General features: G+C 63.7%; 22 protein-coding genes and 1 other RNA gene. 12 read left to right on the plus strand and 11 right to left on the minus strand.

Annotated features, from left to right (window positions below; all coding sequences use genetic code 11):
• The first annotated feature begins 103 nt into the window (after positions 1-103).
• From PDMSB3_RS08785 to PDMSB3_RS08795, 3 genes are read left to right on the plus strand one after another with little or no spacing between them, the layout of a single operon-like run.
• The gene (locus tag PDMSB3_RS08785) at positions 104-1,351 is read left to right on the plus strand and encodes a molybdopterin molybdotransferase MoeA (RefSeq protein ID WP_165187434.1); all 1,248 of its coding nucleotides are present in this window, start codon (positions 104-106) and stop codon (positions 1,349-1,351) included.
• Positions 1,352-1,377: 26 nt separating this feature from the next.
• The gene (moaD, locus tag PDMSB3_RS08790) at positions 1,378-1,635 is read left to right on the plus strand and encodes a molybdopterin converting factor subunit 1 (protein WP_007182087.1); all 258 of its coding nucleotides are present in this window, start codon (positions 1,378-1,380) and stop codon (positions 1,633-1,635) included.
• A 34-nt stretch (positions 1,636-1,669) separates the two neighbouring features.
• Positions 1,670-2,146 carry a molybdenum cofactor biosynthesis protein MoaE gene (locus PDMSB3_RS08795; RefSeq protein WP_007182086.1) on the plus strand — a complete coding sequence of 159 codons (477 nt, stop codon included), beginning with the start codon at positions 1,670-1,672 and terminating at the stop codon, positions 2,144-2,146.
• A gap of 210 nt (positions 2,147-2,356) precedes the next feature.
• Here the strand turns inward: PDMSB3_RS08795 and PDMSB3_RS08800 are convergent, their stop codons facing one another.
• Positions 2,357-2,902: a group III truncated hemoglobin gene (locus tag PDMSB3_RS08800; RefSeq protein ID WP_165185809.1), complete on the minus strand. Its 546-nt coding sequence runs from the start codon at positions 2,900-2,902 to the stop codon at positions 2,357-2,359.
• 304 nt (positions 2,903-3,206) lie between these two features.
• On the opposite strand from PDMSB3_RS08800, the gene PDMSB3_RS08805 reads away from it, so the two are divergent.
• Positions 3,207-3,707, plus strand: a complete 501-nt coding sequence (locus tag PDMSB3_RS08805; protein WP_007182084.1) for an Rrf2 family transcriptional regulator — start codon at positions 3,207-3,209, stop codon at positions 3,705-3,707.
• Between the two features lie 119 nt (positions 3,708-3,826).
• Positions 3,827-6,424: an ATP-dependent chaperone ClpB gene (clpB, locus tag PDMSB3_RS08810; protein ID WP_007182083.1), complete on the plus strand. Its 2,598-nt coding sequence runs from the start codon at positions 3,827-3,829 to the stop codon at positions 6,422-6,424.
• 145 nt (positions 6,425-6,569) lie between these two features.
• Here the strand turns inward: clpB and PDMSB3_RS08815 are convergent, their stop codons facing one another.
• Together PDMSB3_RS08815 and PDMSB3_RS08820 are read right to left on the minus strand one after the other, a co-directional pair.
• Positions 6,570-6,998 carry a YidB family protein gene (locus tag PDMSB3_RS08815; protein ID WP_007182082.1) on the minus strand — a complete coding sequence of 143 codons (429 nt, stop codon included), beginning with the start codon at positions 6,996-6,998 and terminating at the stop codon, positions 6,570-6,572.
• Between the two features lie 214 nt (positions 6,999-7,212).
• Positions 7,213-7,812: a ComEA family DNA-binding protein gene (locus PDMSB3_RS08820; protein WP_007182081.1), complete on the minus strand. Its 600-nt coding sequence runs from the start codon at positions 7,810-7,812 to the stop codon at positions 7,213-7,215.
• Positions 7,813-8,147: 335 nt separating this feature from the next.
• On the opposite strand from PDMSB3_RS08820, the gene PDMSB3_RS08825 reads away from it, so the two are divergent.
• The gene (locus PDMSB3_RS08825; RefSeq protein WP_007182080.1) at positions 8,148-8,654 is read left to right on the plus strand and encodes a MerR family transcriptional regulator; all 507 of its coding nucleotides are present in this window, start codon (positions 8,148-8,150) and stop codon (positions 8,652-8,654) included.
• Positions 8,606-9,055: a carboxymuconolactone decarboxylase family protein gene (locus PDMSB3_RS08830; protein ID WP_165185811.1), complete on the plus strand. Its 450-nt coding sequence runs from the start codon at positions 8,606-8,608 to the stop codon at positions 9,053-9,055. The genes PDMSB3_RS08825 and PDMSB3_RS08830 overlap by 49 nt, the downstream gene beginning before the upstream one ends.
• Before the next feature lie 18 nt (positions 9,056-9,073).
• Here the strand turns inward: PDMSB3_RS08830 and PDMSB3_RS08835 are convergent, their stop codons facing one another.
• The 8 genes from PDMSB3_RS08835 to trxA all read right to left on the minus strand — a co-directional run bounded on the left by PDMSB3_RS08835 (position 9,074) and on the right by trxA (position 18,028).
• A complete protein-coding gene (locus PDMSB3_RS08835) occupies positions 9,074-10,453 on the minus strand; it encodes an MATE family efflux transporter (protein WP_165185814.1) in 1,380 nt (459 codons plus the stop codon).
• Between the two features lie 2 nt (positions 10,454-10,455).
• Complete coding sequence (locus PDMSB3_RS08840) at positions 10,456-12,213, minus strand: ArnT family glycosyltransferase (protein ID WP_035518152.1); 1,758 nt, start codon at positions 12,211-12,213, stop codon at positions 10,456-10,458.
• 284 nt (positions 12,214-12,497) lie between these two features.
• Positions 12,498-12,764, minus strand: coding sequence for a type B 50S ribosomal protein L31 (locus tag PDMSB3_RS08845; protein WP_007182076.1), 267 nt, complete (start codon positions 12,762-12,764; stop codon positions 12,498-12,500).
• Between the two features lie 249 nt (positions 12,765-13,013).
• Entirely contained in the window at positions 13,014-13,847 is an 834-nt protein-coding gene (locus PDMSB3_RS08850) for a M90 family metallopeptidase (RefSeq protein WP_007182075.1), read from the minus strand.
• Positions 13,848-13,862: 15 nt separating this feature from the next.
• Positions 13,863-15,419 (minus strand): MFS transporter, encoded by a 1,557-nt coding sequence (locus PDMSB3_RS08855; RefSeq protein WP_165185817.1) that lies wholly within the window; start codon positions 15,417-15,419, stop codon positions 13,863-13,865.
• Positions 15,419-15,952 (minus strand): MerR family transcriptional regulator, encoded by a 534-nt coding sequence (locus tag PDMSB3_RS08860; protein WP_007182073.1) that lies wholly within the window; start codon positions 15,950-15,952, stop codon positions 15,419-15,421. The genes PDMSB3_RS08855 and PDMSB3_RS08860 overlap by 1 nt, the downstream gene beginning before the upstream one ends.
• A gap of 242 nt (positions 15,953-16,194) precedes the next feature.
• Positions 16,195-17,463 carry a transcription termination factor Rho gene (rho, locus tag PDMSB3_RS08865; protein WP_006048863.1) on the minus strand — a complete coding sequence of 423 codons (1,269 nt, stop codon included), beginning with the start codon at positions 17,461-17,463 and terminating at the stop codon, positions 16,195-16,197.
• Between the two features lie 238 nt (positions 17,464-17,701).
• The gene (trxA, locus tag PDMSB3_RS08870; RefSeq protein WP_006048864.1) at positions 17,702-18,028 is read right to left on the minus strand and encodes a thioredoxin TrxA; all 327 of its coding nucleotides are present in this window, start codon (positions 18,026-18,028) and stop codon (positions 17,702-17,704) included.
• A 453-nt stretch (positions 18,029-18,481) separates the two neighbouring features.
• Between trxA and ffs the strand changes: the two genes are divergently transcribed.
• From ffs to PDMSB3_RS08895, 5 genes are all read left to right on the plus strand, one after another.
• An RNA gene (gene ffs, locus PDMSB3_RS08875) (signal recognition particle sRNA small type) lies at positions 18,482-18,580 on the plus strand.
• Positions 18,581-18,839: 259 nt separating this feature from the next.
• Complete coding sequence (gene dnaX, locus PDMSB3_RS08880) at positions 18,840-21,698, plus strand: DNA polymerase III subunit gamma/tau (protein WP_165185819.1); 2,859 nt, start codon at positions 18,840-18,842, stop codon at positions 21,696-21,698.
• A 67-nt stretch (positions 21,699-21,765) separates the two neighbouring features.
• Positions 21,766-22,092 (plus strand): YbaB/EbfC family nucleoid-associated protein, encoded by a 327-nt coding sequence (locus PDMSB3_RS08885; RefSeq protein ID WP_007182071.1) that lies wholly within the window; start codon positions 21,766-21,768, stop codon positions 22,090-22,092.
• A gap of 258 nt (positions 22,093-22,350) precedes the next feature.
• Entirely contained in the window at positions 22,351-22,947 is a 597-nt protein-coding gene (gene recR, locus PDMSB3_RS08890; protein ID WP_007182070.1) for a recombination mediator RecR, read from the plus strand.
• A 64-nt stretch (positions 22,948-23,011) separates the two neighbouring features.
• A complete protein-coding gene (locus PDMSB3_RS08895; protein ID WP_007182069.1) occupies positions 23,012-24,253 on the plus strand; it encodes a CaiB/BaiF CoA transferase family protein in 1,242 nt (413 codons plus the stop codon).
• The last annotated feature ends 26 nt before the right edge of the window (positions 24,254-24,279 follow it).

Consider the following 24,279-nt stretch of genomic DNA (forward strand, 5'->3'; position numbering starts at 1 on the left):
CCATAACGCCACGCAGCCCAGGCTTCCTGCTTCGACCGCTACAATATTCTTTTAACCTGCGGCTCCGAGACCCGAGATGTCCACACCCATGCCCCGCGCGCCGATGCTTGCCACCGCCGAAGCGCTGGCGACCCTGCTCAGCGCAGCGAGCCCGATTGCCGGCACAGAGTCGATCCCCACGCTGGATGCGCTGAACCGTGTTCTCGCGGCCGACGTCACTTCACCGCTCGACGTCCCGCCAATGAACACCAGTTCAATGGACGGCTACGCGATCCGCACGGCGGACCTGACGGTTCGGGACTACAGCCGCTTGCCGGTTTCGCAGCGCATTCCTGCCGGCCACGCGCCGGAGCCCCTGAAGCCCGGTACGGCGGCGCGCATCTTCACGGGCGCCACGGTGCCGCCCGGCGCCGACGCGATCGTGATGCAGGAGCAAACCGAAGCCGCCGACACAGACGTCGTGATCCTGCACAGTCCGGAACCGGGCGAATGGATTACAGCGCAAGGCGCGGATATCCGCAGCGGTTCGGTCATCCTTCCGGCGGGCACGCGGCTTACGCCGCAGGCATTGGGGCTCGCCGCGTCGGTCGGTTGCGCCGAACTCGCGGTGCGGCGGCGCGTCAAGGTTGCCGTATTTTTCACCGGCGACGAGCTGACCATGCCGGGTGAGCCGCTGAAGCCTGGCGCGATCTACAACTCGAACCGTTTCACGCTGCGTGGCCTGCTGGAAAAACTCGGCTGCGAAGTGACCGATTACGGCATCGTCGCCGACAAGCTCGATGCGACCCGCGCGACCTTGCGTGAAGCCGCCGAGGCACACGACCTGATCCTCACGTGCGGCGGCGTGTCGGTGGGCGAGGAGGATCACGTGAAGCCGGCTGTGGAAGCAGAAGGGCGTCTTGCCATGTGGCAGATCGCGATGAAGCCGGGCAAGCCGCTCGCCTTCGGCGCGGTGCGCCGTGCAGCGCGGCGTGGCGAGACCGCGGCGGCGCCGGATTCGGCGTCGGCGGAGACCTTCTTTATCGGTCTGCCGGGCAATCCGGTGTCCAGCTTCGCGACCTTCCTACTGTTCGTGCGCCCGTTCATCCTGAGTCTGGCCGGCGTGCAGGCGGTCGCGCCGCGCGCGCTGTCGCTGCGCGCGGACTTCACGCAGAGCAAGGCCGATCGCCGCAACGAATTTCTGCGCGCGCGTATCAATCCGGCTGGCGGGCTCGATCTGTTTCCGAACCAGAGCTCGGCTGTGCTGACCTCGACCGTCTGGGGCGATGGCCTGATCGACAACCCGCCGAATCACGCGATCAGCGCCGGCGAGACCGTACGCTTCATTCCTTTTTCCGAATTGTTGAACTGAGGCCGGCAACCGCCGGCGCCATCCCGATGAAGATCCAACTCCGATATTTTGCGAGCGTGCGCGAAGCGCTCGAATTGGCCGACGAAACCGTCGATCTGCCCGACGGCATCGCGACCGTCGGCGACGTGCGCGCGTGGCTGCGCGTGCGCGGCGGTATCTGGGCGGATACGCTGGCCGAAGGCCGCGCGCTGCGCATGGCACTCAACCACGTCATGACCGGCGCCGGCACGCGCGTCACCGAGGGCTGCGAAGTCGCGTTCTTTCCGCCCGTCACCGGCGGCTGAGTCGCCACGCCGCTTAATCGCATAGGAGCCGCAGATGCCCGTTCGTATCCAGACGGAAGACTTCGACCTCACCGCCGAGGTCGCCGGATTGCGCGCGCGCAACCCGAAGATCGGCGCGGTCGCCTGTTTTGTCGGCACCGTGCGCGACCTGAACGACGGCAGCACGATCGAGACGATGGAGCTCGAACACTATCCCGGCATGACGGAGAAGTCGCTGGAGGCGATCATCGTCAGCGCGCGTGAACGCTGGCCGGGCATCGAGGTGCTGATCGTGCATCGGGTCGGCAAGCTGTATCCGCTCGATCAGATCGTGCTCGTGGCGACGACGGCCGCGCATCGCGGGGAAGCGTTCGCGTCGTGCGAATTCGTGATGGATTATCTGAAGACCCAGGCGCCGTTCTGGAAGAAAGAGAAAACCGAGGCCGGCGAGCGCTGGGTCGACGCCCGTGTCACCGACGACGCGGCGCTCGCCCGCTGGGGCATCGAATCGGACAACCGGACGGTGGAATAGGCGTGGCGGTGGGGTTGCGGCATGATGGGAGTCAGCAGGCGTTTGTGGCGGCTCTCAAACGGTTCTGAAGCGCGCTTGGCACATAGCATGCGCGCGCATCTTGCGAGCGCGTGACGGGCCCAAATAGCCTGACGCCGTGTTGATGCAGACAGCCCCGAAGCAGTCCCGAAGTGTCAGCCGCACGGCGCCAGCGTCGATAGGCCCACTAAATCACTCGTCCCGAGCTTGACCGACAACCCGCGTCGGAAATGGCTCGCCTGGCGCGCGTGCCGCATGAGCGGCATCGTCACCCTCGCGCGGCGGCCGTTTGGGCGCAACGCGTTCGAGCAGCGCCTGTTGTTCCTCCGGGATCTTGTAATCCCAGCCGAAACGACTCAACTGCAGGCTCTGGGCGATACGCAGCGCCGGTTCCATGAAACGGACCGCCGCAGCCGGCTCATAGCGCGACTGGACCGTGTCCAGAAACAGATACAACCAGCGGCTGAAGTGCTGCGGCTCGATTCCCTCGAGCGGCTGGTGCGCCTGCTGCACGTTGCCGCGGTATTGCTTTGCGCCGAGTACAAGGCTGCCCCAGAACGTACACATCTTGGGCAGATGATCGTCCCAGCGGCCTGCGAGTGTCGCGTCGAACACCGGCCCAAGCAGCGCATCGGCACGCACACGGTCATAAAAGGCGTAGACCAGTTCGCGGATATTCGTTTCGGTGGGACGGGCGGCGCGTTCGACCGCCGGCGCGGCAGGGAAAGACGGGTTCATGCTGATTCCAGAAAATGCGGCGCTTCGTTGTAAGTTGCCACACGGCGCCGCGCAGCGTCAGAAATGGCCTCAAAGTGGAGTCCAAACGAAAGGAAGTAGGCTGCGAATACCCCGCTTTTCGTAAGAATGCCCCAGGCAGGAAACGTTACCATTACTGCCGAAAGTTCAACACCGCCTGTCTGCGCAGAACAGGAAAACATGCGCAGCGCCTGCATCTTAGGGCGAAGCGACGGCACACGGCAACCCTTGCATCGACGCGGTTATCTCCGGATCGCGGCTTGCGCTCATCGTGATACCTGCACCCATGAGACTGACCGACTATACGGATTACTCACTACGCGTTTTGCTATACCTTGCCGTGCGCGGCGAAGGGTTATCGACGATCCGGGACATTTCGGACGCGTACGGCATTTCCAAGAATCACTTGATGAAAGTCGTGCAGCAGCTCGGCGAACTGGGTTGGGTCGAGACGGTGCGTGGGCGCAACGGCGGATTGCGGCTCGCCGATCGAACCAGCGCGCTGACGGTCGGCGAAATCGTGCGCGCGACGGAAAGCGACTTTGCACTCGTCGGCTGTTTTCCGGACCAGCAGGGCGAGCGCCGGGCTTGCGTCATTACGTCGCAGTGCCGTCTGCGTGGCGCGCTCGAGGCGGCACGCCACGCCTTTCTCTCCGAGCTCGACCGGCATACCATTGGCGAGGTGGCGCAGCCGCACGGGCCGCTGTCCGCGCTGCTCGGCCTGAGCAGCGTGATTCCGATCGTGCCGGTCGCGCCGGCCGGCGGCGGCTCCGCGCCGCTTGCCTGAAGGCGGTGCGGCAGTTCTCTTGCGTCAAACGTCAAATATTCGTCGCCTGATGCAAAAAAGCGCTTGAAACCTGGATAAAACACCTCATTTTGGTGGTAATCGAAATTGGAGGTCTCTTGATGAGAATCGACAAACTCACCACTAAATTCCAGGAAGCACTGGCCGATGCGCAAAGTCTGGCTGTCGGCCACGACAATCAATACATCGAACCGGTTCATGTCCTGTCGGCGCTCGTCGCCCAACAGGATGGTTCGGCGCGTTCGCTGCTCTCGCGTGCGGGTGTGCATGTGCAGGCGCTGCAAACGGCGCTCGGCGACGCCATCACGCGTCTGCCGCAGGTGCAGGGCACCGACGGCAACGTGCAGATCGGCCGCGATCTGACCGGCCTCCTGAACCAGGCCGACAAGGAAGCGCAAAAACTCAACGACACGTTCATCGCGAGCGAGATGTTCCTGCTCGCCGTCGCGGACGACAAAGGCGAAGCCGGCCGTCTCGCGCGTCAGCACGGCTTGTCTCGCAAGTCGCTGGAAAGCGCGATCGCCGCAGTGCGCGGCGGCTCTCAGGTGCACAGCCAGGACGCCGAAAGCCAGCGTGAAGCGCTGAAGAAATACACCGTGGATCTGACCGAGCGCGCGCGGGCCGGCAAGCTCGATCCGGTGATCGGCCGCGACGACGAAATCCGTCGCTCGATCCAGATCCTGCAACGCCGCACCAAGAACAACCCTGTGCTGATCGGCGAACCGGGCGTGGGTAAGACCGCGATCGTCGAAGGTCTGGCGCAGCGTATCGTCAACGGCGAAGTGCCGGAAACGCTCAAGGGCAAGCGCGTGCTGTCGCTCGATATGGCGGCGTTGCTGGCCGGCGCCAAGTATCGCGGCGAATTCGAAGAGCGCCTGAAGGCCGTGCTGAACGACATCGCGAAAGACGAAGGCCAGACCATCGTCTTCATCGACGAAATTCACACCATGGTCGGCGCGGGCAAGGCCGAAGGCGCGATGGACGCGGGCAACATGCTCAAGCCGGCGCTTTCGCGCGGCGAGTTGCATTGTGTCGGCGCGACCACGCTCGACGAATATCGCAAGTACATCGAAAAGGATGCCGCGCTCGAACGCCGCTTCCAGAAGGTGCTGGTCGACGAACCGACGGTCGAAGCCACCATCGCGATCCTGCGCGGTCTGCAGGAAAAGTACGAGCTGCACCACGGCGTCGATATCACCGACCCGGCGATCGTGGCGGCGGCTGAACTGTCGCATCGCTACATCACGGATCGGTTCCTGCCGGACAAGGCCATCGACCTGATCGACGAAGCCGCTTCGAAGATCAAGATGGAAATCGATTCGAAGCCGGAAGAGATGGATCGGCTCGACCGTCGTTTGATCCAGTTGAAGATCGAGCGCGAAGCCGTCAAGAAGGAAAAAGACGAAGCGTCGCAGAAGCGTCTGCAACTGATCGAGGAAGAAATCGAGCGGCTGAACCGCGAATATTCGGACCTCGACGAAATCTGGACCGCGGAAAAAGCCGCGGTGCAAGGCAGCGCGCAACTGAAGGAAGAGATCGAAAAAACGCGTGCGGAAATCACGCGCCTGCAACGTGAAGGCAAGCTCGAGAAGGTCGCCGAGTTGCAGTACGGCAAGCTGCCGGGACTCGAAGCGCAGTTGAAGGAAGTGACCAAGGCCGAGGCGAGCGAGCAGAACAATCCGACGCGTCCGCGCCTCTTGCGCACGCAGGTCGGTGCGGAAGAAATCGCTGAAGTCGTGTCGCGCGCCACCGGCATTCCCGTGTCGCGCATGATGCAGGGCGAGCGCGAAAAGCTGCTGCAGATCGAAGAGAAGCTGCACGCGCGCGTGGTCGGCCAGGACGAGGCGATCAGCGCGGTGGCCGATGCGATCCGCCGCTCGCGCGCGGGTCTGTCGGATCCGAACCGGCCGTATGGTTCGTTCCTGTTCCTCGGCCCGACCGGCGTGGGCAAGACCGAGTTGTGCAAGGCGCTCGCGTCGTTCCTGTTCGATTCGGAAGATCATCTGATCCGTATCGACATGAGCGAGTTCATGGAGAAGCATAGCGTCGCGCGTCTGATCGGTGCGCCGCCGGGATACGTCGGCTATGAAGAGGGTGGATACCTGACCGAAGCCGTGCGCCGCAAGCCGTATAGCGTGATCCTGCTCGACGAGATCGAGAAGGCGCATCCGGACGTGTTCAACGTGCTGCTGCAAGTGCTCGACGACGGCCGCATGACCGACGGACAGGGCCGTACCGTGGACTTCAAGAACACGGTGATCGTGATGACGTCGAACCTCGGTTCGCAGGTGATCCAGGCGATGGTCGGCGAGCCGCAGGAAGCGGTGAAGGACGCGGTCTGGGAAGAAGTGAAGCTGCACTTCCGGCCCGAGTTCCTGAACCGGATCGACGACGTCGTGGTGTTCCATGCACTCGACCGTTCGAACATCCAGTCGATCGCACGGATCCAGTTGCAGCGTCTGCAGGAGCGGCTCGCCAAGCTCGATATGCAACTGCTGGTGTCGGACGAGGCGCTCGAACACGTCGGCAAGGTCGGCTACGATCCGCTGTTCGGTGCGCGGCCGTTGAAGCGTGCCATCCAGCAGGAGATCGAGAATCCGGTCGCCAAGCTGATTCTGGCCGGCAAGTTCGGTCCGAAGGACGTGATTCCGGTCGAAGTGGAAGACGGCAAACTGGTGTTCGAACGCGTCGTGCATTAACAAGACGCGCTCGGCGAACGACGGAACGGCAGCGGTCGAGCTGTTCCCGCCGAAGTAAAAAACCGGCAACGAAGGTGACTTCGTTGCCGGTTTTTTTTTGCCCGCTGACCGCGTGGGCTGCGCGATTGCCAGTGGGCGCTTGTGCTTAAGCGGTGCCCTTGCCGAACAGCGCCGACAGGCCGCCGAGCGCGCCGAGCACGGTGGTGGCGTTCAGCTTGCCCTCGGCCGGCACTTCGCCTTCCGGCGTGGCAGCGTTGACGACGTGCGGCAGAATCTGTGACAGCAGGCCGGTGACCTGATCCGGCTGCACGCCGGCTTTTGCCGCGAGGTTGGTGACGGTCTCGGAGCCGAGTACGCTGTGCAGCGCGTCGGCCGCGATCGGCTGGTTCTCGCCGTTGCTGACCCATGAGGTCACGACGTCGCCGAGACCTTTTTCCTTGAAACGGTCGATCAGGCCGTTCAGGCCGCCCGGCTGGCTATTGACGAATTCGAGTGCGGCCGCAACCAGGGCTTGCTGGCCTCCGCCTTCGGGCGACTTGCCAACCAGGGAACCGAGTGTGTCGAGTAGGCTCATGACGGTCTCTCTTGAATGCCGACACGTGTCTGACGGGTCGGCGGGTAAAAACGCCGCGCGCTTGCGCGGCGCCGTGGAAGGAAGGCGGTCGGCGGCGGGAGGGCGCCGGTGATTCGTCGCATGGGGATCATGCGCGTATCGCACGGGCCGTTACGCTGCTGGCGCTCAATCCTGTTTCGTACTCCGTTTCATTCGCGTCCGGTCCGCGTCCGGTTCAGGCACCGCCCGAGGCCGCCGCAGCCGATGCGGCCTTGCTCTTCTTTGCTTTCTTCTTCGAAGCCTTGCTGCCGGAGGCATCGGCCGGCGCCGCCGCGGTTGTCGCGGCCGGCGCGGAAGCCGCCGCCTCGGAAGCCGCGGCCTTGCTCTTCTTCTTCGACTTCGACGCCTTCGCACCGGAAGCTTCAGATGGCGCGGCCGGCGGGGTGGTCGCGGCTGGCGCTGCCGGGGTGGCTGCGGTGGTGGCCGCAGGCGCGGCGGCCGGTGCTGCCTTGGTGCCGGCGGTGCCAGCCGCCTTGGTGGCGGGCTTGGCGCCGGTCGGCGGCGTGGATGAGCCGTTGATCGTCAGGCCGGCTGCTTCGAGGTTGGTCACCGATTTCGTGCCGATGCCCTTGACGCGTGTGGCGAGATCATCGGCGTTCTTGAACGGGCCATTCTTTGTGCGTTCGTCGATGATCGCTTTCGCATGCACCGGCCCGATACCCTTGACCGATTCGAGCGCCGCCTGGTCGGCGGAATTCACTTCGACGGCCGCAGCGAATCCGGCCGACAGCGACAAAGCCAAAGCGACGCAAAGCATTAAAAGCTTCTTCAGCATGGCAAGCACTCCATTGAGGGCAAAAAAAGTTAGCCGCAAAGGGACGATTCAGGACGACTCGGGACGACGCATCCTGTCAGCAGATGCTGCGCTTAAGCATAGAACAAATTGCGCGCCCTTATTTGCGAACGCGGACGATTTATACCGATCGATTCGTGACAAGTAAATCAATGTGAACAGGATTTAAACCTTTTGCCTGGTTATTAGGCTGTTGTGAGCTTATCGAGCAAAACGCACATGCCATAAAGAATGAACGCGAGAACCGCGGAGAGAACAAATGACAGCACGACGCGCTTGACTTAGAGTGCACTCGAAGTCCTAACCTGAGTTCCGTCATGTCGAATATCTCGAAAGCACTCACCATCGGCCAGGTTGCTGAAACGATCGGCGTCTCGACACATACGCTGCGCTATTACGAACAGGCGGGCTTGATCCGCGCGGTCGGGCGCACGGCGGCGGGGCATCGGCTGTATTCGCCGGCGGATCTCGACTGGCTGCGGTTCCTGATGCGGCTCAAGGCGACCGGCATGCCGATCGCCGGTATGCAGGCGTTCGCGGCGCTGCGCGCGCAAGGTCAACCGACCGTGGGCGCGCGCCGCGACATGCTGGTGGCGCATCGGGATGCAGTTTTGGCGCGCATCGCCGGGTTGCAGCTCAATCTCGGCGCGATCGTCGACAAGATCGCGCACTACGAAGCAGCCGAGCGCACACCCGCCGCGGATCATTCGACACGACACACCGACGAAACGACCGGCGAAACCCGGGCACATTCACATCAGGAAAAGGACTCATCATGGACCACCCACACAACGACCGCTACACCCGAGGCTGGGACAAACTGAAGGAAATCGACGGCTCGGCCGGCGAGCAGGTGATCGCCGCGCTCGCACCGATCGCGCCGGATTTGGGCCGTCTGCTGATCGAATTCGGTTTCGGCGATATTTACAGCCGGCCGCAACTCGATCTGCGCGCGCGTGAAATCGCGACGATCGCGTCGCTAGCCACGCTCGGCTGCGCGCAACCGCAGTTGAAGGTGCATATCGAGGCGGCGTTGAACGTCGGCTGCACGCGCGAGGAGATCGTCGAGGTGTTCATGCAGATGGCGCTTTATGCGGGGTTTCCGGCGGCGCTGAATGCGCTGTTCGCGGCGCGTGAGATTTTCGAGCGACACGATCGGGCATTGAGCGAGGCGCAACCCCCTGCAAACGCGGCGCAGATGCCGGAGGAGGCGCACGCGGGGTGAGAATCCGCGGCCACTCCGTCAAGCGGCCGAATCGGCCTGAAGCGCCGTCTCGCGACGCAAATGCCGCTTGCTCACCACCCGCCAGTACATCAGCAAGCCAATGCCGGCAATCGCCAGACTCGCGGTATTCGCCACCCAGAAGCCGCGCGCGCCAGTCAACCATTCCGGTGTGATACCGGTCACGTTGAAGCCGAGCACATAGCCGCCGCCGAGCCCCACGCCCCACAGCGCCACCGCGTAGATCACGGTCGGCACGACCGCCACCTTGTAGGCGCGCAGCACGAACGCGGTTGTGATCTGCAACGCATCGAACAGGTGATAGCAGGCGACGATCAACACCAGCGGCAACGCCGCCGCCACGACCTGCGCATTCGGCGTATAGCCTTCGATGATAAATGGCCGCAGCGCCAGCACGATCGCGGCATAACAGCAGGCGATCGTCACGGCCATCGTGATGCCGTGACGCGACAGCGTGCGCGCCGCTTCCGGGCGATGCGCGCCGAGCGCCTGCGCGACCAGCGTCGACGAAGCAATGCCGATCGACAGCGGCGTCATGTACAGCACTGCGCCGATATTGCCGGCGATCTGGTGACCGGCCAGCGTCGTCGTGCCGAAGCGCGCAATGAAGAGCGCCATGAACGTGTAGGAGGTGACTTCGATCAGGTACGACAGGCCCATTGGAATGCCTAGCCGCAGTTGCGCCGCCTGACGCCGCCAGACCGGCCAGCAGAACCGTGCGAAGATTGCGAACGGCGTGAATACGTCGACGCGCATGAGCAGCACCATGCCGAGTATGGCAAGCCCCCAGTTGATCGTGGTGCTGGCGAGCGCGCAACCGGGGCCGCCGAGCGCCGGCACGCCGAGGCCGCCGAAAATGAACCATGTATTGAGCGGCACCTTGAGCAGCAGCGCGCCGATCTGCAGGATCATCACGAGCCGCGGTTTGCCGACCGCGTTGGTGACCGAACTGTAGACCCGAAAGGCGAGGCCGGCGGGCAAGCCGAAGGCCAGAATCCGCAGGTAGGCAACCGTGCGGTCGTGCAGCGCCTCGGGCACGCGCGCCAGATGCAGCACGGGGCCGGGGAAAAACAGAAGCAGGAAGCCGATCACGGTCAGCGCCAGCGCGAGCCACAAAGCCTGGCGAACTTCCTCGCCGATCTCGCTATAGCGGCGCGCGCCGTAGAGTTGCGCGGTGATCGGCTGCAGCGCGGTCAGAATGCCGGTCAGGCCGATGTAGACGGAGATATAGATCGACGAGCCCAGGCCGAGCGCGGCCAGATCGACCGCCGAGTAGCGGCCCACCATCGCCGTGTCGATCACGCCGAATGCGATGATCGCCAGCTGGCCGATCAATACCGGCCAGGCGAGCGCGGCGATTTTCCGTACGTCGGCGAACATGGTCAGCCGGACTTCTTGTGCCAGTTGCGGCGTTTGACGACCGGCGGCTTCGGACGGTCGATGCGTACGTACAGGCGGAAGCGTTCGTCGCGGTCGGCCACGCGGCGGCCTTCCCACACCAGTTTCCAGACGAAGTCGGACATTGCGCTCGGTTCGCCGTAATCCTGCGTGTCCTGGCGCAGGATCACGTCGCAGTCCTGGTCGAAGGAGAAATGCATGTCGCCGAAATAGGCGAAGGTCGCGATCTGCGCATTGCCGAGGCGCACCGGTGAGATGCAGGTGTAGTCGTCCGGCAGATGTGCGGCGATCTGTTCGGCAACGTCTTTATAGGTCCGGCTGTAATTGACGACCGGCAGCCATAACGTCATGAGCAGCACCCACATCAAGGTGGTGCCGGCGCTCGAGAGCACCACGCTGCGCCACAAGACTTTCGGATGACGGGCAAGGCGCCATTGCACCAGCACGAACCAGCAGATCGTCACGGCGACCGCGCAGACGAACGACAGCACCTTGAACTGCGGCGCGAAGCCCGGCGCGAGCCGTGCGAGATTGCGCGCAAGCGGATACGGGAAGCCGGTCAGCCCCGCGATATAGACCAGCCAGACGAAGCTGCCGAGAATCGTGAAGCTCAGGAGCGCGAACCAGTCGATCGCATTGATCGCGCCGCGTTTGAGCGTGGGCAGCGCGAAAGCGGCCAGCACGGCGAGCGGCGGCAGCAGCAGCATGTACAGCCGGTTCGATTGATGGCTCTGCAGGATCACCAGCACCAGCAGCGGCCCGATCACCGAAAGCGGGATCGCCACATGCGGCGCGCGCCGCAGGCCCGACCAGCTGAACCACGCCCAGAGTGCCAGCGGCCACGCCGGCCAGGTGAAGAGCGGCAGATTCTTGAGCGCATAGCCGGCGACCGAGCCGGGCGGCCCGGCGAACGAACTCAGGCTGACATGCACCCATTGATTGAGGTACCAGACGGCGTCGTCGGGGAAAGTGGCGAGCGCGGCGACCGGCCACGCCGACGACAGCACCAGCGCCACCGGCAGACCCGCCAGCAGCAGCCAGCGCGAGCGCGTCTCGCGCACGATCAGGGTCATCGCCAGCGTGCCGAGCAGTAGCGCACCGACCAGCACCGGGCTGCTGGCCAGGGTGACGAGGGCGATGGCGAGGCCCCAGATCAGCGCACCTTGAACCGGTTTGTCGATCATGCGCACGAGCCCATATACGAGCATCGCGATACCGAAGAACTGCGCGAGCTGCGGCGTGGTTTCGTGGCCGCGCTCGGCGAGGCCGAAGCAGGCGAGCAGGATCAGCAACGCGCCGTCGGCGAGGGTACGGCCATAGTCGCGCGGTTCCGGCTCGCCGCCGAACGCGTATTTGAACGGCTGGACTTCGGCGCGCCGGCCGAGCAGGTAAGCGGCATACCAGACGAACGCGCAACCCGCGCAGAACATCAGGCCCGTGAAGACGCGCGAGGCGTTGCTCGCGTCGACCCATGGCGCGAGCGCGCGGATCGCGCTGGCGCCGAACCAGTAGCCGAGCGGGCCGTCTTCGGTGAGATATTTGCCGACCAGGTTGGGCAGAAGCCAGTCGTGCGCGCTGCCGTTCGCCATGGTCCACATGACGCCGAAGCCGGCTGCATCCTCGTTCTTCCACGGATCGCGGCCGAATAGTCCAAACGATGCGTAGACGATACAGATGGTCAGCAGCAGCCAGCGCGGCAACGCACTGGTCGCTGAGGCAGTGAGGCGAACGACAGGTCTCATGCGGTGTGTGGATATCGGATAAGCGGTGCAGCCGGGACCGGACGGCATGTCCGGCTGGAATGGCCAATTTGGAGCATCCGGCATTGTAGTCGTGCCGTGCGATGCGCGTCACGGCCGGTAACGGCTCGCAACGTGGATGGAAAAGCTGTAACACGGGTTCGGCAGTGCGCCGTGTTCGTTCCCGGCCATCGCTGATCAATCGGCAAGGCGACAAAAAAGGGCAGCTCGCGCTGCCCTTTTTGCTCCTGCTGCGCTGCCGGCCAGAGCCGGCGACGAGGCGGGTATTACTTCGCTGCGACCTTGCCGGTAGCGCGCGAGCCGAACTTGTTGCGGAACTTCTCGACGCGGCCTGCCGTGTCCATGATCTTTTGCTGGCCGGTGTAGAACGGATGCGATTCCGACGACACTTCGATCTTGGCGAGCGGGTAGGTCTTGCCTTCGAATTCGGCGGTTTCACGCGTCTGGATGGTCGAGCGCGTCACAAACTTGAAGTCGTTCGACACGTCGATGAACAGAACTTCGCGGTAATCCGGGTGAATGCCTTCTTTCATGGTCTTTCCTTTAATCTGGCGGTAGCCAACCCGCGTGCGACCGTATTGAACGGACCGCATCTAGGCGCGAGCCACTTGCCTATGGTCGAAAAACGGCGATTATGCCAGAAAATCAGTCGCTTGACGACTTTTGTGGCCGCCTTTTGGTCACCTTTGGGCCGCGGTGAGTGCCGGTTTCGCCGCTTGCCTGCCGGATCGCAGCCTGCGCGCGACCGGGACTGGACGGCCTTGTCCAGTGGGCGTTGCGCGTCAGCCGGCGGTGAACGTCAGGCCGACCCGCGCCGGATCCTGCCGGTAAAAGCGCGCGAGCAGCCGGTACAGCTCCGGATATTCGGCTTCGAACGCTTGCGGCCTGACAAACAGCGCCTCGCTGCAAACGGCAAAAAATTCCGATGGATGGTCCGCCGCGTACGGATCGATCAGCGAGTCGCGCTCGAAGCGCGCCCAGCGGCGCTCCGGCACCGCGTCGACCTTGGCGCAGAAGCGGTCGTAAGCGTGGTCGAACACGTCGGCCCACGCCTGCGAATCGAGCGGTGCGTGCCAGCGGCGCATCAGCGGCGGGTGGCCGTCCGCCTCGCCGTTCAGCATGTCGATCTTATGCGCGAACTCGTGAATCACGACGTTGTAGGCGTCCGTGCCGTCCGTCATCTGCGCGTCTTCCCACGACAACACCACGGGCCCGCCTTCCCACGCTTCGCCGCTCGCGTCCTGTTCGACTTCGTGCACCACGCCGTCTTCGTCCTCGACGGTCTTGCGGATCACGAATTCGCCCGGATAGACGATCACGCCGACCCAGCCGCGATACAGATCGAGGCTCAGGTTCAGCACCGGCAGGCATGCCTGGGCGGCGATCGCCACGGTCATTGCGTCGGTGAGCTCGAGCTCGTGCGCGGTCGAAAATTCCTTTTGCGCGAGGAAAAGGCTCGTCAGTTCGCGCAAACGCAGGAGATCCGGCGCGTCGAGGTGCGCGAGGAACGGCAGGCCGTCGAGCGTGGCTCGCCAGAGCGAGTCGTCGATCGCGTAGTCGCGCAGCGCGCGCTCGCGGCGGCGTGTGCCGAGCCATTGAGTGAGTTTCGAGAGCATGGCCTGATGCAACCTTTAGTCGATCTGTTTTTGCCACGCGGCGAAAATGCCGCCGCATATCGCCACGCCGACCAGGAAATAGAAACCGTCCAACGAGGCCAGAAAGCTGGCCTGTTGCGCGACCGTGCGGCTGATTTCCACGAGCGCCAGCGAGTGCGCCTCGGACGGTGAGCGACCTGCGGCGGCAAAACCTCGCGTCAGCGTGACGAGTGAATTCTGGAACACCGGATTGTACGGATTCACGAACTCCGCGAGGCGTGTTTGGTGCAGCGTCTGCCGATGCTGCTCGACGATGATCACGGAGGCCGTCGCGAACGAGATCGTCACCTGCCGCACGATGTTTTTCAGCCGGTAGCCGTGCGTGAATTCTTCGATGGCGAAGATCCTGAAAGTGAGATTGGCCACCGGCAACACGATGAACAGCAACAGCAGGCCGCGCAGCAGCAGGGGCAGCATCAGCGCCGCCTCGCCGACGCCGGGCGACATGCGCGTCATCCACGCCGCGGCGAACGCGGCCACGGCGAAACCCGGCACGATGATCCACTTCTTGCGTGGCAGCAGCTTCGCATAACGCAGGTAGACGAACAGCGCGCTGGCGGAAATCAGCGACGTCACGCCGACCAGTTGCCCGGTGTTTTCGACCGGATAGCCGAGACCGCCTTCGAGAAAGCGCGAGATCAGATAGCTGAACACGGTCGAGATGTAGTAGTAAAACATATAGAGTACGAGCCCGGCCTGGAACACCTTTTCGCGCAACGCATTGAGGCGCACGAGCGGCGCGGGATGATGCCACTGATGATAGGCGAACCAGCCTGACGCGACGATGCCGGAGACGGTCAGCAGAATCAGTCCCGGCGACGCGCTGAACAACTGGAAGCGCACCTGTTGCATGACGATTTGCAGGGCGCCTTGGGCGAACGCGAAGATGAGATATGGCCAGAAATGTGCGGCGCCGCGTTCCTCGGGCAGGCGGTTGCCCGAGTCGGGCAACGCGAGCAAGGCCAGCACGGCGAACAGCACGCCCACGGGCGCGGTGCATGCGAACAGCGCGCGCCAGTCGAAATACGCGACCAGCTGGCCGCCAATCAGCGGCGCGAGCGCACTGCTCAGGACGATCAGCACCAGAAACGCGCGGGTGGCCGCGGGCCGCTGCTGCGGCTTGAAACTCATCTGGATCAGGATGCGGCAGGTGCCCATCATCGGGCCGATGAAGTAGCCTTGAAAGCCGCGCGCGAACGCCAGTTCGATCGACGATTCGCACAGCGTCGCAGTCACCGAGCCGGCGGAATAGAGCAGCATGCAGCCGGCCACGTAGCGCCGGTAGCCGAAGCGTTCGACCCACCACTGTTGCTGCAGGATGCCCAGCACCGCCGCGACCGCATAGGCGCTCGACGCCCACACCAGTTCATCGGGCGACGCGTTGATGCCGCCCGCGATATAGCTGGTGAAAAAAGAGAAGATCGAATTGTCGAAATAGTCGAGGCCGGTGACGACGGCCAGCACCCATGGGAAAAAGTCGCCGCGCAGTTTTTCGACGCTGAACAACGGCACGCGGGACGACGTCGTGCTCATCAGAATTCGTCCGGCGCGGAGTCGTCCGGGTTGTCGACGCGCTTCGCGGGCGGCGTGCTGCGTGTTTTCGCGCGCGCGCTGCGGCGCTGCGCGAGCAGCGCGTCGGCATTCTCGCCGGCGAGGCGCCGCTGGAGATAGTCGAGATCGGGGCTCAGCTCGGCGCGCAGCTTCTGCGCTTCCTTCAGTTCGCGGCGCATCGTGTCGATGCGCGCGTCGAGCGCTTCGACCTGTTGAGCGATGGCGTCGTGAATCTGCCGCAGCGATTCGGTGGAGTAGCGGTGGCCTCCGTCGACAGGTTCGAGCGGGCGCTTGAGCATTTCGGTAACGCTGTGCAGCGAGAAGCCCAGCGAGCGCAAACGCAGAATGCGGCCGAAGCGCTTCAGATCTTCCTCGTCGTAAAGCCGGTAGCGGCCTTCGCTGCGGGTGGGCGAGACGAGGCCGCGCTCCTCGTAGTACTTCAGCGTGCGTGGTGTGACACCGAGGCGTTCCGCGGCGTCACGCACGGTGAGCAGAGTGGGTGAGTCTTTCGACATGGGTGGTGACGGATGTGACAGACTGCGTGCATTGTACTTTAACGTGTACGTTCACGTACAGGTTAAAGTGCGGGTTGACGTGCGACAGATGGCGCTGGCAGCCGAAAGGCGAGGGGTGAAATCTGCCGCGCGAAAACGGCAAAAGGACGGACGAAAAAAAACCGCTCGTTTGCGACGAGCGGCTTCTTTATGCGGTGCGGATGCTGTGGTGAGTGCCGCTATATCGGCACAGGAGCTTGGCCTTAGCTGCCGCCGCCACGGCGCATCATGTCGAAGAACTCGGAGTTGCTCTTTGTCTGGCGGATCTTGTCGAGCAGGAATTCCATCGACTCGACTTCGTCCATGTCGTGAATGAACTTGCGCAGCACCCAGATCTTTTGCAGCACTTCGGGTTTGATCAGCAGTTCTTCGCGACGGGTGCCCGACTTGTTCAGGTTGATCGACGGATACACGCGCTTTTCGGCAAGGCGACGTTCCAGGTGCACTTCCATGTTGCCGGTGCCCTTGAATTCTTCGTAGATCACGTCGTCCATGCGGCTGCCGGTTTCGATCAGCGCCGTGCCGATGATGGTCAGCGAACCGCCTTCCTCGATATTGCGCGCGGCGCCGAAGAAACGCTTCGGACGTTGCAGCGCGTTGGCGTCGACACCACCCGTCAGCACCTTGCCCGAGGCCGGCACGACGGTGTTGTAAGCGCGCGCGAGACGCGTGATCGAGTCCAGCAGAATCACCACGTCGTTCTTCATTTCGACGAGGCGCTTGGCTTTTTCGATCACCATTTCGGCCACTTGCACGTGACGCGCGGCCGGTTCGTCGAACGTGGAGGCGATCACTTCGCCCGCCACCGAACGCTGCATTTCGGTCACTTCTTCCGGGCGTTCGTCGATCAGTAGCACGAACAGCACGACATCCGGATGGTTCTGCTTGATCGCGTGCGCAATGTGCTGAAGCATCACGGTCTTGCCCGACTTCGGCGAGGCGACCAGCAGGCCGCGCTGGCCTTTGCCGATCGGCGCGATCATGTCGATGATGCGGCCCGTGACGTTTTCCTCGCCGCGCATTTCACGTTCGAGCAGCAGCACCTTGTTCGGGTGCAGCGGCGTCAGGTTTTCGAACATGATCTTGTGCTTCGAGGCCTCCGGCGGCTGGCCGTTGACCTTGTCCACCTTCACCAGCGCGAAATAGCGTTCGCCGTCTTTGGGCGTGCGCACTTCGCCTTCGATCGTGTCGCCCGTATGCAGGTTGAAGCGGCGGATTTGCGACGGGCTGATGTAAATATCATCCGTGCTGGCGAGGTACGAGGTTTCCGGCGAACGCAGGAAGCCGAAGCCGTCCGGCAGCACTTCGAGCGTGCCGTCGCCGAAGATCGTGTCGCCCGTTTTGGCTCGTTTTTTTAGAATGGCGAACATCAATTCCTGCTTGCGCAGGCGGTTCGCACTTTCGATCTCGAGGCCATTGGCCATCTCGATCAATTCGGACACGTGCAGAGTCTTAAGCTCGGATAAATGCATACGGAGAACCCGCAGGAGAAGGTGCGACGAAATGAAATCTGGGAGGAGAGTGAGCGGAACCGCTCAAGGACTTACACGTCTTTTCGACGTTTTGCGGATTCTAGCATAGCACACGCCAATTTCCGCCAGTGCGACGGCATGGCATCTTTCTTGTTGAGCGTGTTGCCGGCTGACAACACGCTCAACACAACGCACCCGCAGGCCCCAGCGGACCCCGAGCGCGCCGATGCGGCCGCTTTTACAGGTTGCCGTCGAGGAACGCGGTAAGTTGCGACTTCGACAACGCGCCGACTTTCTGCGCGGCGACAGCGCCGTTCTTGAAAAGAATCAGCGTGGGGATGCCGCGCACGCCGAACTTGACCGGAGTCGATTGGTGTTCGTCGACGTTGATCTTGGCGATTTGCAGGCGATCGGCGTAATCCTTCGCGACTTCGTCGAGGATCGGCGCGATCATCTTGCACGGACCGCACCATTCAGCCCAGAAATCGAGCAGCACGGGTTTATCGGATTTCACGACGTCCTGTTCGAACGATGCGTCGCTAATATGCTTGATTTGTTCGCTCATTGTATGAATACCTCTATCGGTTCGAGGCCCGCCTGAATTGCTCGCCACGATACGTCAAAATCTAAGGAAACTTCCGTTCGCTTTGCCGCAACCAGAGCCTTGCCGACACATGCCGGAAAAGGTGAAAACCTGTTACGGAATATGCGGAAGGCTCGCGCTCGCGGGTCATCCGTACGGCAGTTTAGCTTAATTCGCTATGCGTTGCCGGGGGCGATAGTACTCATCAGGGGCAGTGGGGCCAACGGCTGCCGATGAAGTGCCACCGTGTTTCATCAACCACGACGTAGCGTATCTGGTGGCTCGGCGGCCAAACTCAAGTGGCTGCATTGCGGGCGGCCGCGATGTTGATACGGCCTTGTCTATATGAAGCGAAGGTCGCGATTCAGCGCACTGTTGACGCTTTGGTCGTATTAACAGTCGCGCGACAGGCCAAGCGATGATAGAATGTTTCGTGACGGGCCTCCTCGCATGGAGGGATGGTCAACCTGGTCAGGTCGGGAACGAAGCAGCCACAGCCGTTTTCCACCAGTGCCGAGGGTCGGGCTCGTCACCTTCCTCTTTTGTATTTCCTCTGTTTTCCGTTTTGTTCTGCGGTGTGTCCTGCGCGAGTTCTTCCGCAACGCATTCCTTCTTCTGTTTACCCTGGATACGTTGAGTACAGGCGCATGCAGCCATGCTCCGTGGTGTTTCCGCGCGCGCCTCGTCTATTTTTTTCTATCGGTCCGTTAGCCAGTTTCAATGATGTGGCAGCATGCGTTCGAGCGCTGTCGCGAATCGTTTTGCGCGGCATTGTTACTGATACAATTTCCTGATGACCTATCAAGTTCTCGCACGCAAATGGCGGCCGAAGGATTTCGCTTCGCTCGTCGGACAGGAGCATGTGGTGCGCGCGCTCACGCACGCGCTCGACGGCGGCCGTCTGCACCATGCCTATCTGTTTACCGGCACACGCGGCGTCGGCAAGACCACGCTGTCGCGCATCTTCGCCAAGGCGCTGAATTGCGAAACTGGCGTGACCTCCGCGCCGTGCGGCGTATGCCGCGCGTGCCGCGAGATCGACGAAGGGCGTTTTGTCGATTATGTGGAGATGGACGCGGCGAGTAATCGCGGCGTCGACGAAATGGCTGCGCTGCTGGAGCGCGCCGTTTATGCGCCGGTGGATGCGCGCTTCAAGGTCTACATGATCGACGAAGTGCACATGCTGACCAACCACGCCTTCAACGCGATGTTGAAGACACTGGAAGAACCGCCAGCGCACGTCAAGTTCATTCTCGCCACCACGGATCCGCAAAAGATTCCGGTCACGGTGCTCTCGCGCTGTCTGCAATTCAATCTGAAGCAGATGCCCGCCGGTCATATCGTCTCGCATCTCGAGCACATTCTCGGCGAAGAAAAGGTGCCGTACGACGTCCAGGCGCTGCGCCTGCTCGCGCGCGCGGCCGACGGCTCGATGCGCGACGCGCTCTCGCTGACCGATCAGGCGATTGCCTACTCGGCCAACCAGGTCAATGAAGAAGCGGTGCGCGGCATGCTCGGCGCGCTCGACCAGAGCTACCTGATCCGCCTGCTCGATGCCCTCGCTGACGGCGACGGCGCCGCGGTGCTGTCGGTGGCCGACGAGATGGCGTTGCGCAGCCTGTCGTTTTCGACGGCATTGCAGGATCTGGCGAGTCTGCTGCACCGGATTGCGTGGGCGCAGTTCGCGCCGTCGTCGGTGCTGGACGAGTGGCCCGAGGCGGGTGATCTGCGCCGCTTCGCCGAAGCGCTGAGCGCCGAGCAGGTGCAATTGTTCTATCAGATCGCGACCATCGGCCGAAGCGAACTGGGTCTCGCGCCGGACGAATACGCCGGCTTCACCATGACGCTGCTGCGCATGCTCGCGTTCGAACCGGCGCCTATGGGCGGCGGCGGGGGGGCCGTGGGTGCGGCGCGTGCGCCGGGCCAGTCCGGCGCGGGCGGAGCGAGACGCGCCGGTGCGCCGGCCGTGGCCGCGCAGCAGGGTGCGTCGGGTTCGCCCGTTTCACAGGCGCGGCCGGTAGCGGCTTCGAGCGCAGTGCCGGGGACTTCGCGTGAAGCGCAGGTGAGCGCTGCCGCGCCGGGCCGCGAAACACAGCCGGGTAAAGTTGTTGTGGCCGATAAGGGCGTCGTGGTTGAGGCAGCGCCGGTTGAATCGGCAACGCGCGCCATGGCGCAAGCCGACAGCACGGTTGAAGTGCAGCCTGCGGCTGGCGACGTTCAGGATGCCGCGGCGGATTCTGCTCAAGGCGCGATCGCCGGGCAGCCGCCTGTCGCAGAACCGGCAATAGTTGCAGAGCCGGCGCCGGTTATCGATGAATTGGAACCGACACCGACGTCCGCGGCGGCTGCCGCCCCGGTACCCGCGTTGGCTCCATGGGACGATGCCCCCGTCAACTCGGCAGCGGGCGAAGTGTCCGCAGCCATTGGCCTCAACGATCCTGCTTCGAGCGATGTCTCCGCGGCCGCAGGCTCCAAAGGTGCGGCTTCGAATGGAGTCTCCGCGTCCGCTGGCCTTAACGAATCTGCTTCGAGCGAAGCCTCCGCAATCGCTGATCTCAACGGTGCGGCCCAGAACGGAGCCTCCGCAACCGCAACTCTTAACGACGAAACACGCGCCGGCGAAGCTCCCGCATATTCGCTGAGCGCACCGGCAGCCGCCGCGTTTGCGCGCACGGAGCAAGCCGCGGCTGCGGCGCCGTCGCAAGAACTACCGCCCGTAGCCGATACTGCACCCCGTCGCGCGGGCGGTGCGAGCGCCGCCCTCGACGTCTTGCGCAGCGCCGGTTTGAAAGTGTCGTCGGACCGTGGCCGCGCGAGCGCGGCAACTGCCGCGAAGCCCGGCGCGCCGGCCACGCCGAAACCCGCCGCCCCGCGCGTCGTCGTTCCCGTGCCGACGCCGGGCGCGCCACGCCGTGCGCCGCAGCAGGATGCCGCACCGGCAGCACCTGCCGCGCGCGCGGCAGGATCAGCGTCTTCGTCGCTAGCGCACCGCAACGGCGCTGAGCAGAATGGCTCGTCGGTGCCGCCGTGGGATGACATGCCGCCGCCTGACGAATACATGCCGCTCACGGCCGCCGACGAAGGCTATTACGGCCTGCCGGACGACGGCTATATGCCCGTGTTCGACAGCGGCCCGGACGATGTCCGCGTGAGCGCCGCGCCGGCGCCCGCGTCGACGCCGGCGCCGGCGCCGGTGATCGACCAACGTCCGCTGCCGCCCGCCGTGCCGCTCGATCCGCTGGGCTTCAAGGGTGACTGGCCGGCGCTTGCCGTCGATCTGCCGCTCAAGGGCATTTCGTATCAGCTCGCGTTCAACAGCGAACTCATGGCGCTCGAAGGCAATACGCTCAAACTGAACGTGCCGGTGCCGCAGTACGCTGAAGCCTCGCAGGTCGCTAAACTGAAAACCGCGCTCGCCGACAGGCTCGGCCAGACTGTCGAGGTGCTGGTCGAAGTCGGTCCGGCGCGCCGTACGGCCGCCGCCCACGACGCCGCCATGCGCGCACAGCGGCAGCAGCAAGCCGAGCGCGAGATCGGCGCCGATCCGTTCGTGCAGTCGCTGATCCGCGAGTTCGGCGCGAGCATCGTGCCCGGCTCGGTCCGCCCGATTACTCCGGACGCCGGTTCCAACGGAGCGCCGTCGGTCCACTGATTCGCCGCGCGATACGCCAGAGCGCGCCCGATTTCCGAATTTCACGCTATCAAGAAGGAGCATGTCCATGATGAAAGGCCAACTCGCCGGGCTGATGAAGCAAGCCCAGCAGATGCAGGAAAACATGAAGAAGATGCAGGAGCAACTCGCACTGATCGAAGTCGAGGGGCAGTCGGGCGCCGGTCTCGTGAAGGTGACGATGACCTGCAAGAACGACGTGCGCCGCGTGTCGATCGACCCGAGCCTGCTCGCCGACGACAAGGACATGCTGGAAGACCTCGTCGCCGCCGCGTTCAACGACGCCGTGCGCAAGGCTGAAGCCACTGCCCAGGAAAAGATGGGCGGCATGACCTCGGGCCTGCCGCTGCCGCCGGGCTTCAAGCTGCCGTTCTGAACGACGCCGCCGCAAGGCGGGGTCCGGGCCGCGGCTGCAGTCGCGGCGGCGTGAACGGCATAATGGAACGCGCGAGCCGTACCTGCCGTCAGGGTTGCACTCGCTGCGCGCGTTCCGCGCCTGACCCGACTGGCCGCGCCTCGGCCGAAATGTGCAGCGCGTGCCTCGCGAGGCCATCGCCGCAATGATGGAAACCGAACGAATCACCTGTATCGTCACCCTCATAACCGGGCACTACCCACTTCGACGCCGATCCGCATGAAACAACCTTCCGCCTTGTCGGCGCTCGTCGAAGCGCTGCGCGCGCTGCCCGGCGTCGGGCCGAAGTCCGCGCAACGCATGGCGTACCACCTCATGCAGCACGACCGCGACGGCGCCGAAAAACTTGGCCACTCGCTGCTGTTCGCCACCGAGCATCTGCAGCACTGCGAGAAGTGCAACACCTTCACCGAGGCGCAGATCTGCGAGGTCTGCCTCGACGAGGAGCGCGATCCCACCTTGCTGTGCGTCGTCGAAACGCCGGCCGACCAGATCATGCTCGAGCAGACCATGACCTATCGCGGTCTTTATTTCGTGCTGATGGGGCGCCTGAGTCCGCTCGACGGTATCGGTCCGAAGGAGATTCATTTCGACCGGCTCGTCCGGCGCGCGTCGGACGGCGTGGTCAAGGAAGTGGTGCTCGCAACCAATTTCACCAACGAAGGCGAAGCGACCGCGCATTACCTCGGGCAGACGCTCAAGGCGCGCGGCCTCGCCGTCACGCGCCTTGCGCGCGGCGTGCCGGTGGGCGGCGAACTGGAGTATGTGGACGCCGGCACGATTGCCCGCGCCATGCTCGATCGCCGCTCGATGTAGCGCGAGGCACCTGTTTCAACTTGACGCAGCGCAGCGCGCGTCGGGATCAGAACAAAGGAGACACATGAGCGTCACCCCTGAATCAGGCGCGGGCGCCGCGCCTCAAGAGAAAACCGGCCCGCTCGCCGGCGTCAAGGTGCTGGAACTCGGCACGCTGATCGCCGGTCCGTTCGCCGCGCGCTTTCTCGGCGAATTCGGCGCCGACGTCATCAAGATCGAAGATCCCAAAGGCGGCGACCCGCTGCGCAAGTGGCGCAAGCTTTATCCGGAAGTCGGCGGCACGTCGCTCTGGTGGGCCGTGCAGGCGCGCAACAAGAAATCCGTCACGATCAATCTGAAGGCCGAAGAGGGCAAGGAAATCGTGCGGCGCCTCGCGAAAGAAGCGGATATCGTCGTCGAGAATTTCCGGCCGGGTTTGCTGGAGAAGCTCGGCCTCGGCTACGACGTGCTGTCCGCGGACAATCCCGGCCTCGTCATGGTGCGCCTGTCCGGCTATGGCCAGACCGGGCCGTACCGCGACCGGCCCGGCTTCGGCGCGATCGCCGAATCGATGGGCGGCCTGCGCCATATCACCGGCTATCCGGATTTGCCGCCGCCGCGCATCGGCATTTCGATCGGCGATTCGATTGCCGCGCTGCACGGCGTGATCGGCGCACTGATGGCGCTGCATCACAAGCAGGTGAACGGCGGCAAGGGGCAGGTGGTCGACGTCGCGCTGTACGAGGCCGTCTTCAACATGATGGAAAGCGTGGTGCCCGAATACGGCGTGTACGGCATGGTGCGCGAGCGCACCGGCGCGTCGCTGCCGGGCATTGTGCCGTCCAATACGTATCCATGCCGCGACGGCAGCATCGTGATCGGCGGCAATAGCGATCCGATCTTCAAGCGCCTGATGATCGCGATCGACCGCGAGGATCTCGCGAACGACCCGGCGCTTACGCACAACGACGGCCGTGTGCCGCGCACCCAGGAAATCGACGGCGCGATCGCCGCGTGGCTCGCCACGCGCACCATCGACGAAGCCCTCGCCGTGCTGAATGCGGCCGACGTGCCGGTGGGCCGCATCTACAGCGTGGCGGACATGTTCACCGATCCGCAGTTCATGGCGCGCCAGATGATCCAGCGTTTCAAGTGGCAGGACGGCCAGGAAATCACGCTGCCGTCGGTCACGCCGAAGCTCTCGGCCACGCCGGGCGAGACGCGCTGGCTAGGCCCGGAACTGGGTGAACATACCGATGAAGTCCTTCAATCACTGGGTTATGATGCAGACCACATTGCAAGGTTGCACGCGCAACAAATAGTCTGAGTGTGCGCGCTGCGGCAAAGCAGAAA

Source organism: Paraburkholderia dioscoreae (assembly GCF_902459535.1).
Taxonomy (GTDB): Bacteria; Pseudomonadota; Gammaproteobacteria; order Burkholderiales; family Burkholderiaceae; genus Paraburkholderia; species Paraburkholderia dioscoreae.

Bases quoted from the DNA above. Each gene is read 5' to 3' on its own strand.
- PDMSB3_RS08785 (WP_165187434.1), top strand. From the start codon at position 104: ATGCTTGCCACCGCCGAAGCGCTGGCGACCCTGCTCAGCGCAGCGAGC.
- moaD (WP_007182087.1), top strand. From the start codon at position 1,378: ATGAAGATCCAACTCCGATATTTTGCGAGCGTGCGCGAAGCGCTCGAA.
- PDMSB3_RS08795 (WP_007182086.1), top strand. From the start codon at position 1,670: ATGCCCGTTCGTATCCAGACGGAAGACTTCGACCTCACCGCCGAGGTC.
- PDMSB3_RS08800 (WP_165185809.1), bottom strand. From the start codon at position 2,902: ATGAACCCGTCTTTCCCTGCCGCGCCGGCGGTCGAACGCGCCGCCCGT.
- PDMSB3_RS08805 (WP_007182084.1), top strand. From the start codon at position 3,207: ATGAGACTGACCGACTATACGGATTACTCACTACGCGTTTTGCTATAC.
- clpB (WP_007182083.1), top strand. From the start codon at position 3,827: ATGAGAATCGACAAACTCACCACTAAATTCCAGGAAGCACTGGCCGAT.
- PDMSB3_RS08815 (WP_007182082.1), bottom strand. From the start codon at position 6,998: ATGAGCCTACTCGACACACTCGGTTCCCTGGTTGGCAAGTCGCCCGAA.
- PDMSB3_RS08820 (WP_007182081.1), bottom strand. From the start codon at position 7,812: ATGCTGAAGAAGCTTTTAATGCTTTGCGTCGCTTTGGCTTTGTCGCTG.
- PDMSB3_RS08825 (WP_007182080.1), top strand. From the start codon at position 8,148: ATGTCGAATATCTCGAAAGCACTCACCATCGGCCAGGTTGCTGAAACG.
- PDMSB3_RS08830 (WP_165185811.1), top strand. From the start codon at position 8,606: ATGGACCACCCACACAACGACCGCTACACCCGAGGCTGGGACAAACTG.
- PDMSB3_RS08835 (WP_165185814.1), bottom strand. From the start codon at position 10,453: ATGTTCGCCGACGTACGGAAAATCGCCGCGCTCGCCTGGCCGGTATTG.
- PDMSB3_RS08840 (WP_035518152.1), bottom strand. From the start codon at position 12,213: ATGAGACCTGTCGTTCGCCTCACTGCCTCAGCGACCAGTGCGTTGCCG.
- PDMSB3_RS08845 (WP_007182076.1), bottom strand. From the start codon at position 12,764: ATGAAAGAAGGCATTCACCCGGATTACCGCGAAGTTCTGTTCATCGAC.
- PDMSB3_RS08850 (WP_007182075.1), bottom strand. From the start codon at position 13,847: ATGCTCTCGAAACTCACTCAATGGCTCGGCACACGCCGCCGCGAGCGC.
- PDMSB3_RS08855 (WP_165185817.1), bottom strand. From the start codon at position 15,419: ATGAGCACGACGTCGTCCCGCGTGCCGTTGTTCAGCGTCGAAAAACTG.
- PDMSB3_RS08860 (WP_007182073.1), bottom strand. From the start codon at position 15,952: ATGTCGAAAGACTCACCCACTCTGCTCACCGTGCGTGACGCCGCGGAA.
- rho (WP_006048863.1), bottom strand. From the start codon at position 17,463: ATGCATTTATCCGAGCTTAAGACTCTGCACGTGTCCGAATTGATCGAG.
- trxA (WP_006048864.1), bottom strand. From the start codon at position 18,028: ATGAGCGAACAAATCAAGCATATTAGCGACGCATCGTTCGAACAGGAC.
- dnaX (WP_165185819.1), top strand. From the start codon at position 18,840: ATGACCTATCAAGTTCTCGCACGCAAATGGCGGCCGAAGGATTTCGCT.
- PDMSB3_RS08885 (WP_007182071.1), top strand. From the start codon at position 21,766: ATGATGAAAGGCCAACTCGCCGGGCTGATGAAGCAAGCCCAGCAGATG.
- recR (WP_007182070.1), top strand. From the start codon at position 22,351: ATGAAACAACCTTCCGCCTTGTCGGCGCTCGTCGAAGCGCTGCGCGCG.
- PDMSB3_RS08895 (WP_007182069.1), top strand. From the start codon at position 23,012: ATGAGCGTCACCCCTGAATCAGGCGCGGGCGCCGCGCCTCAAGAGAAA.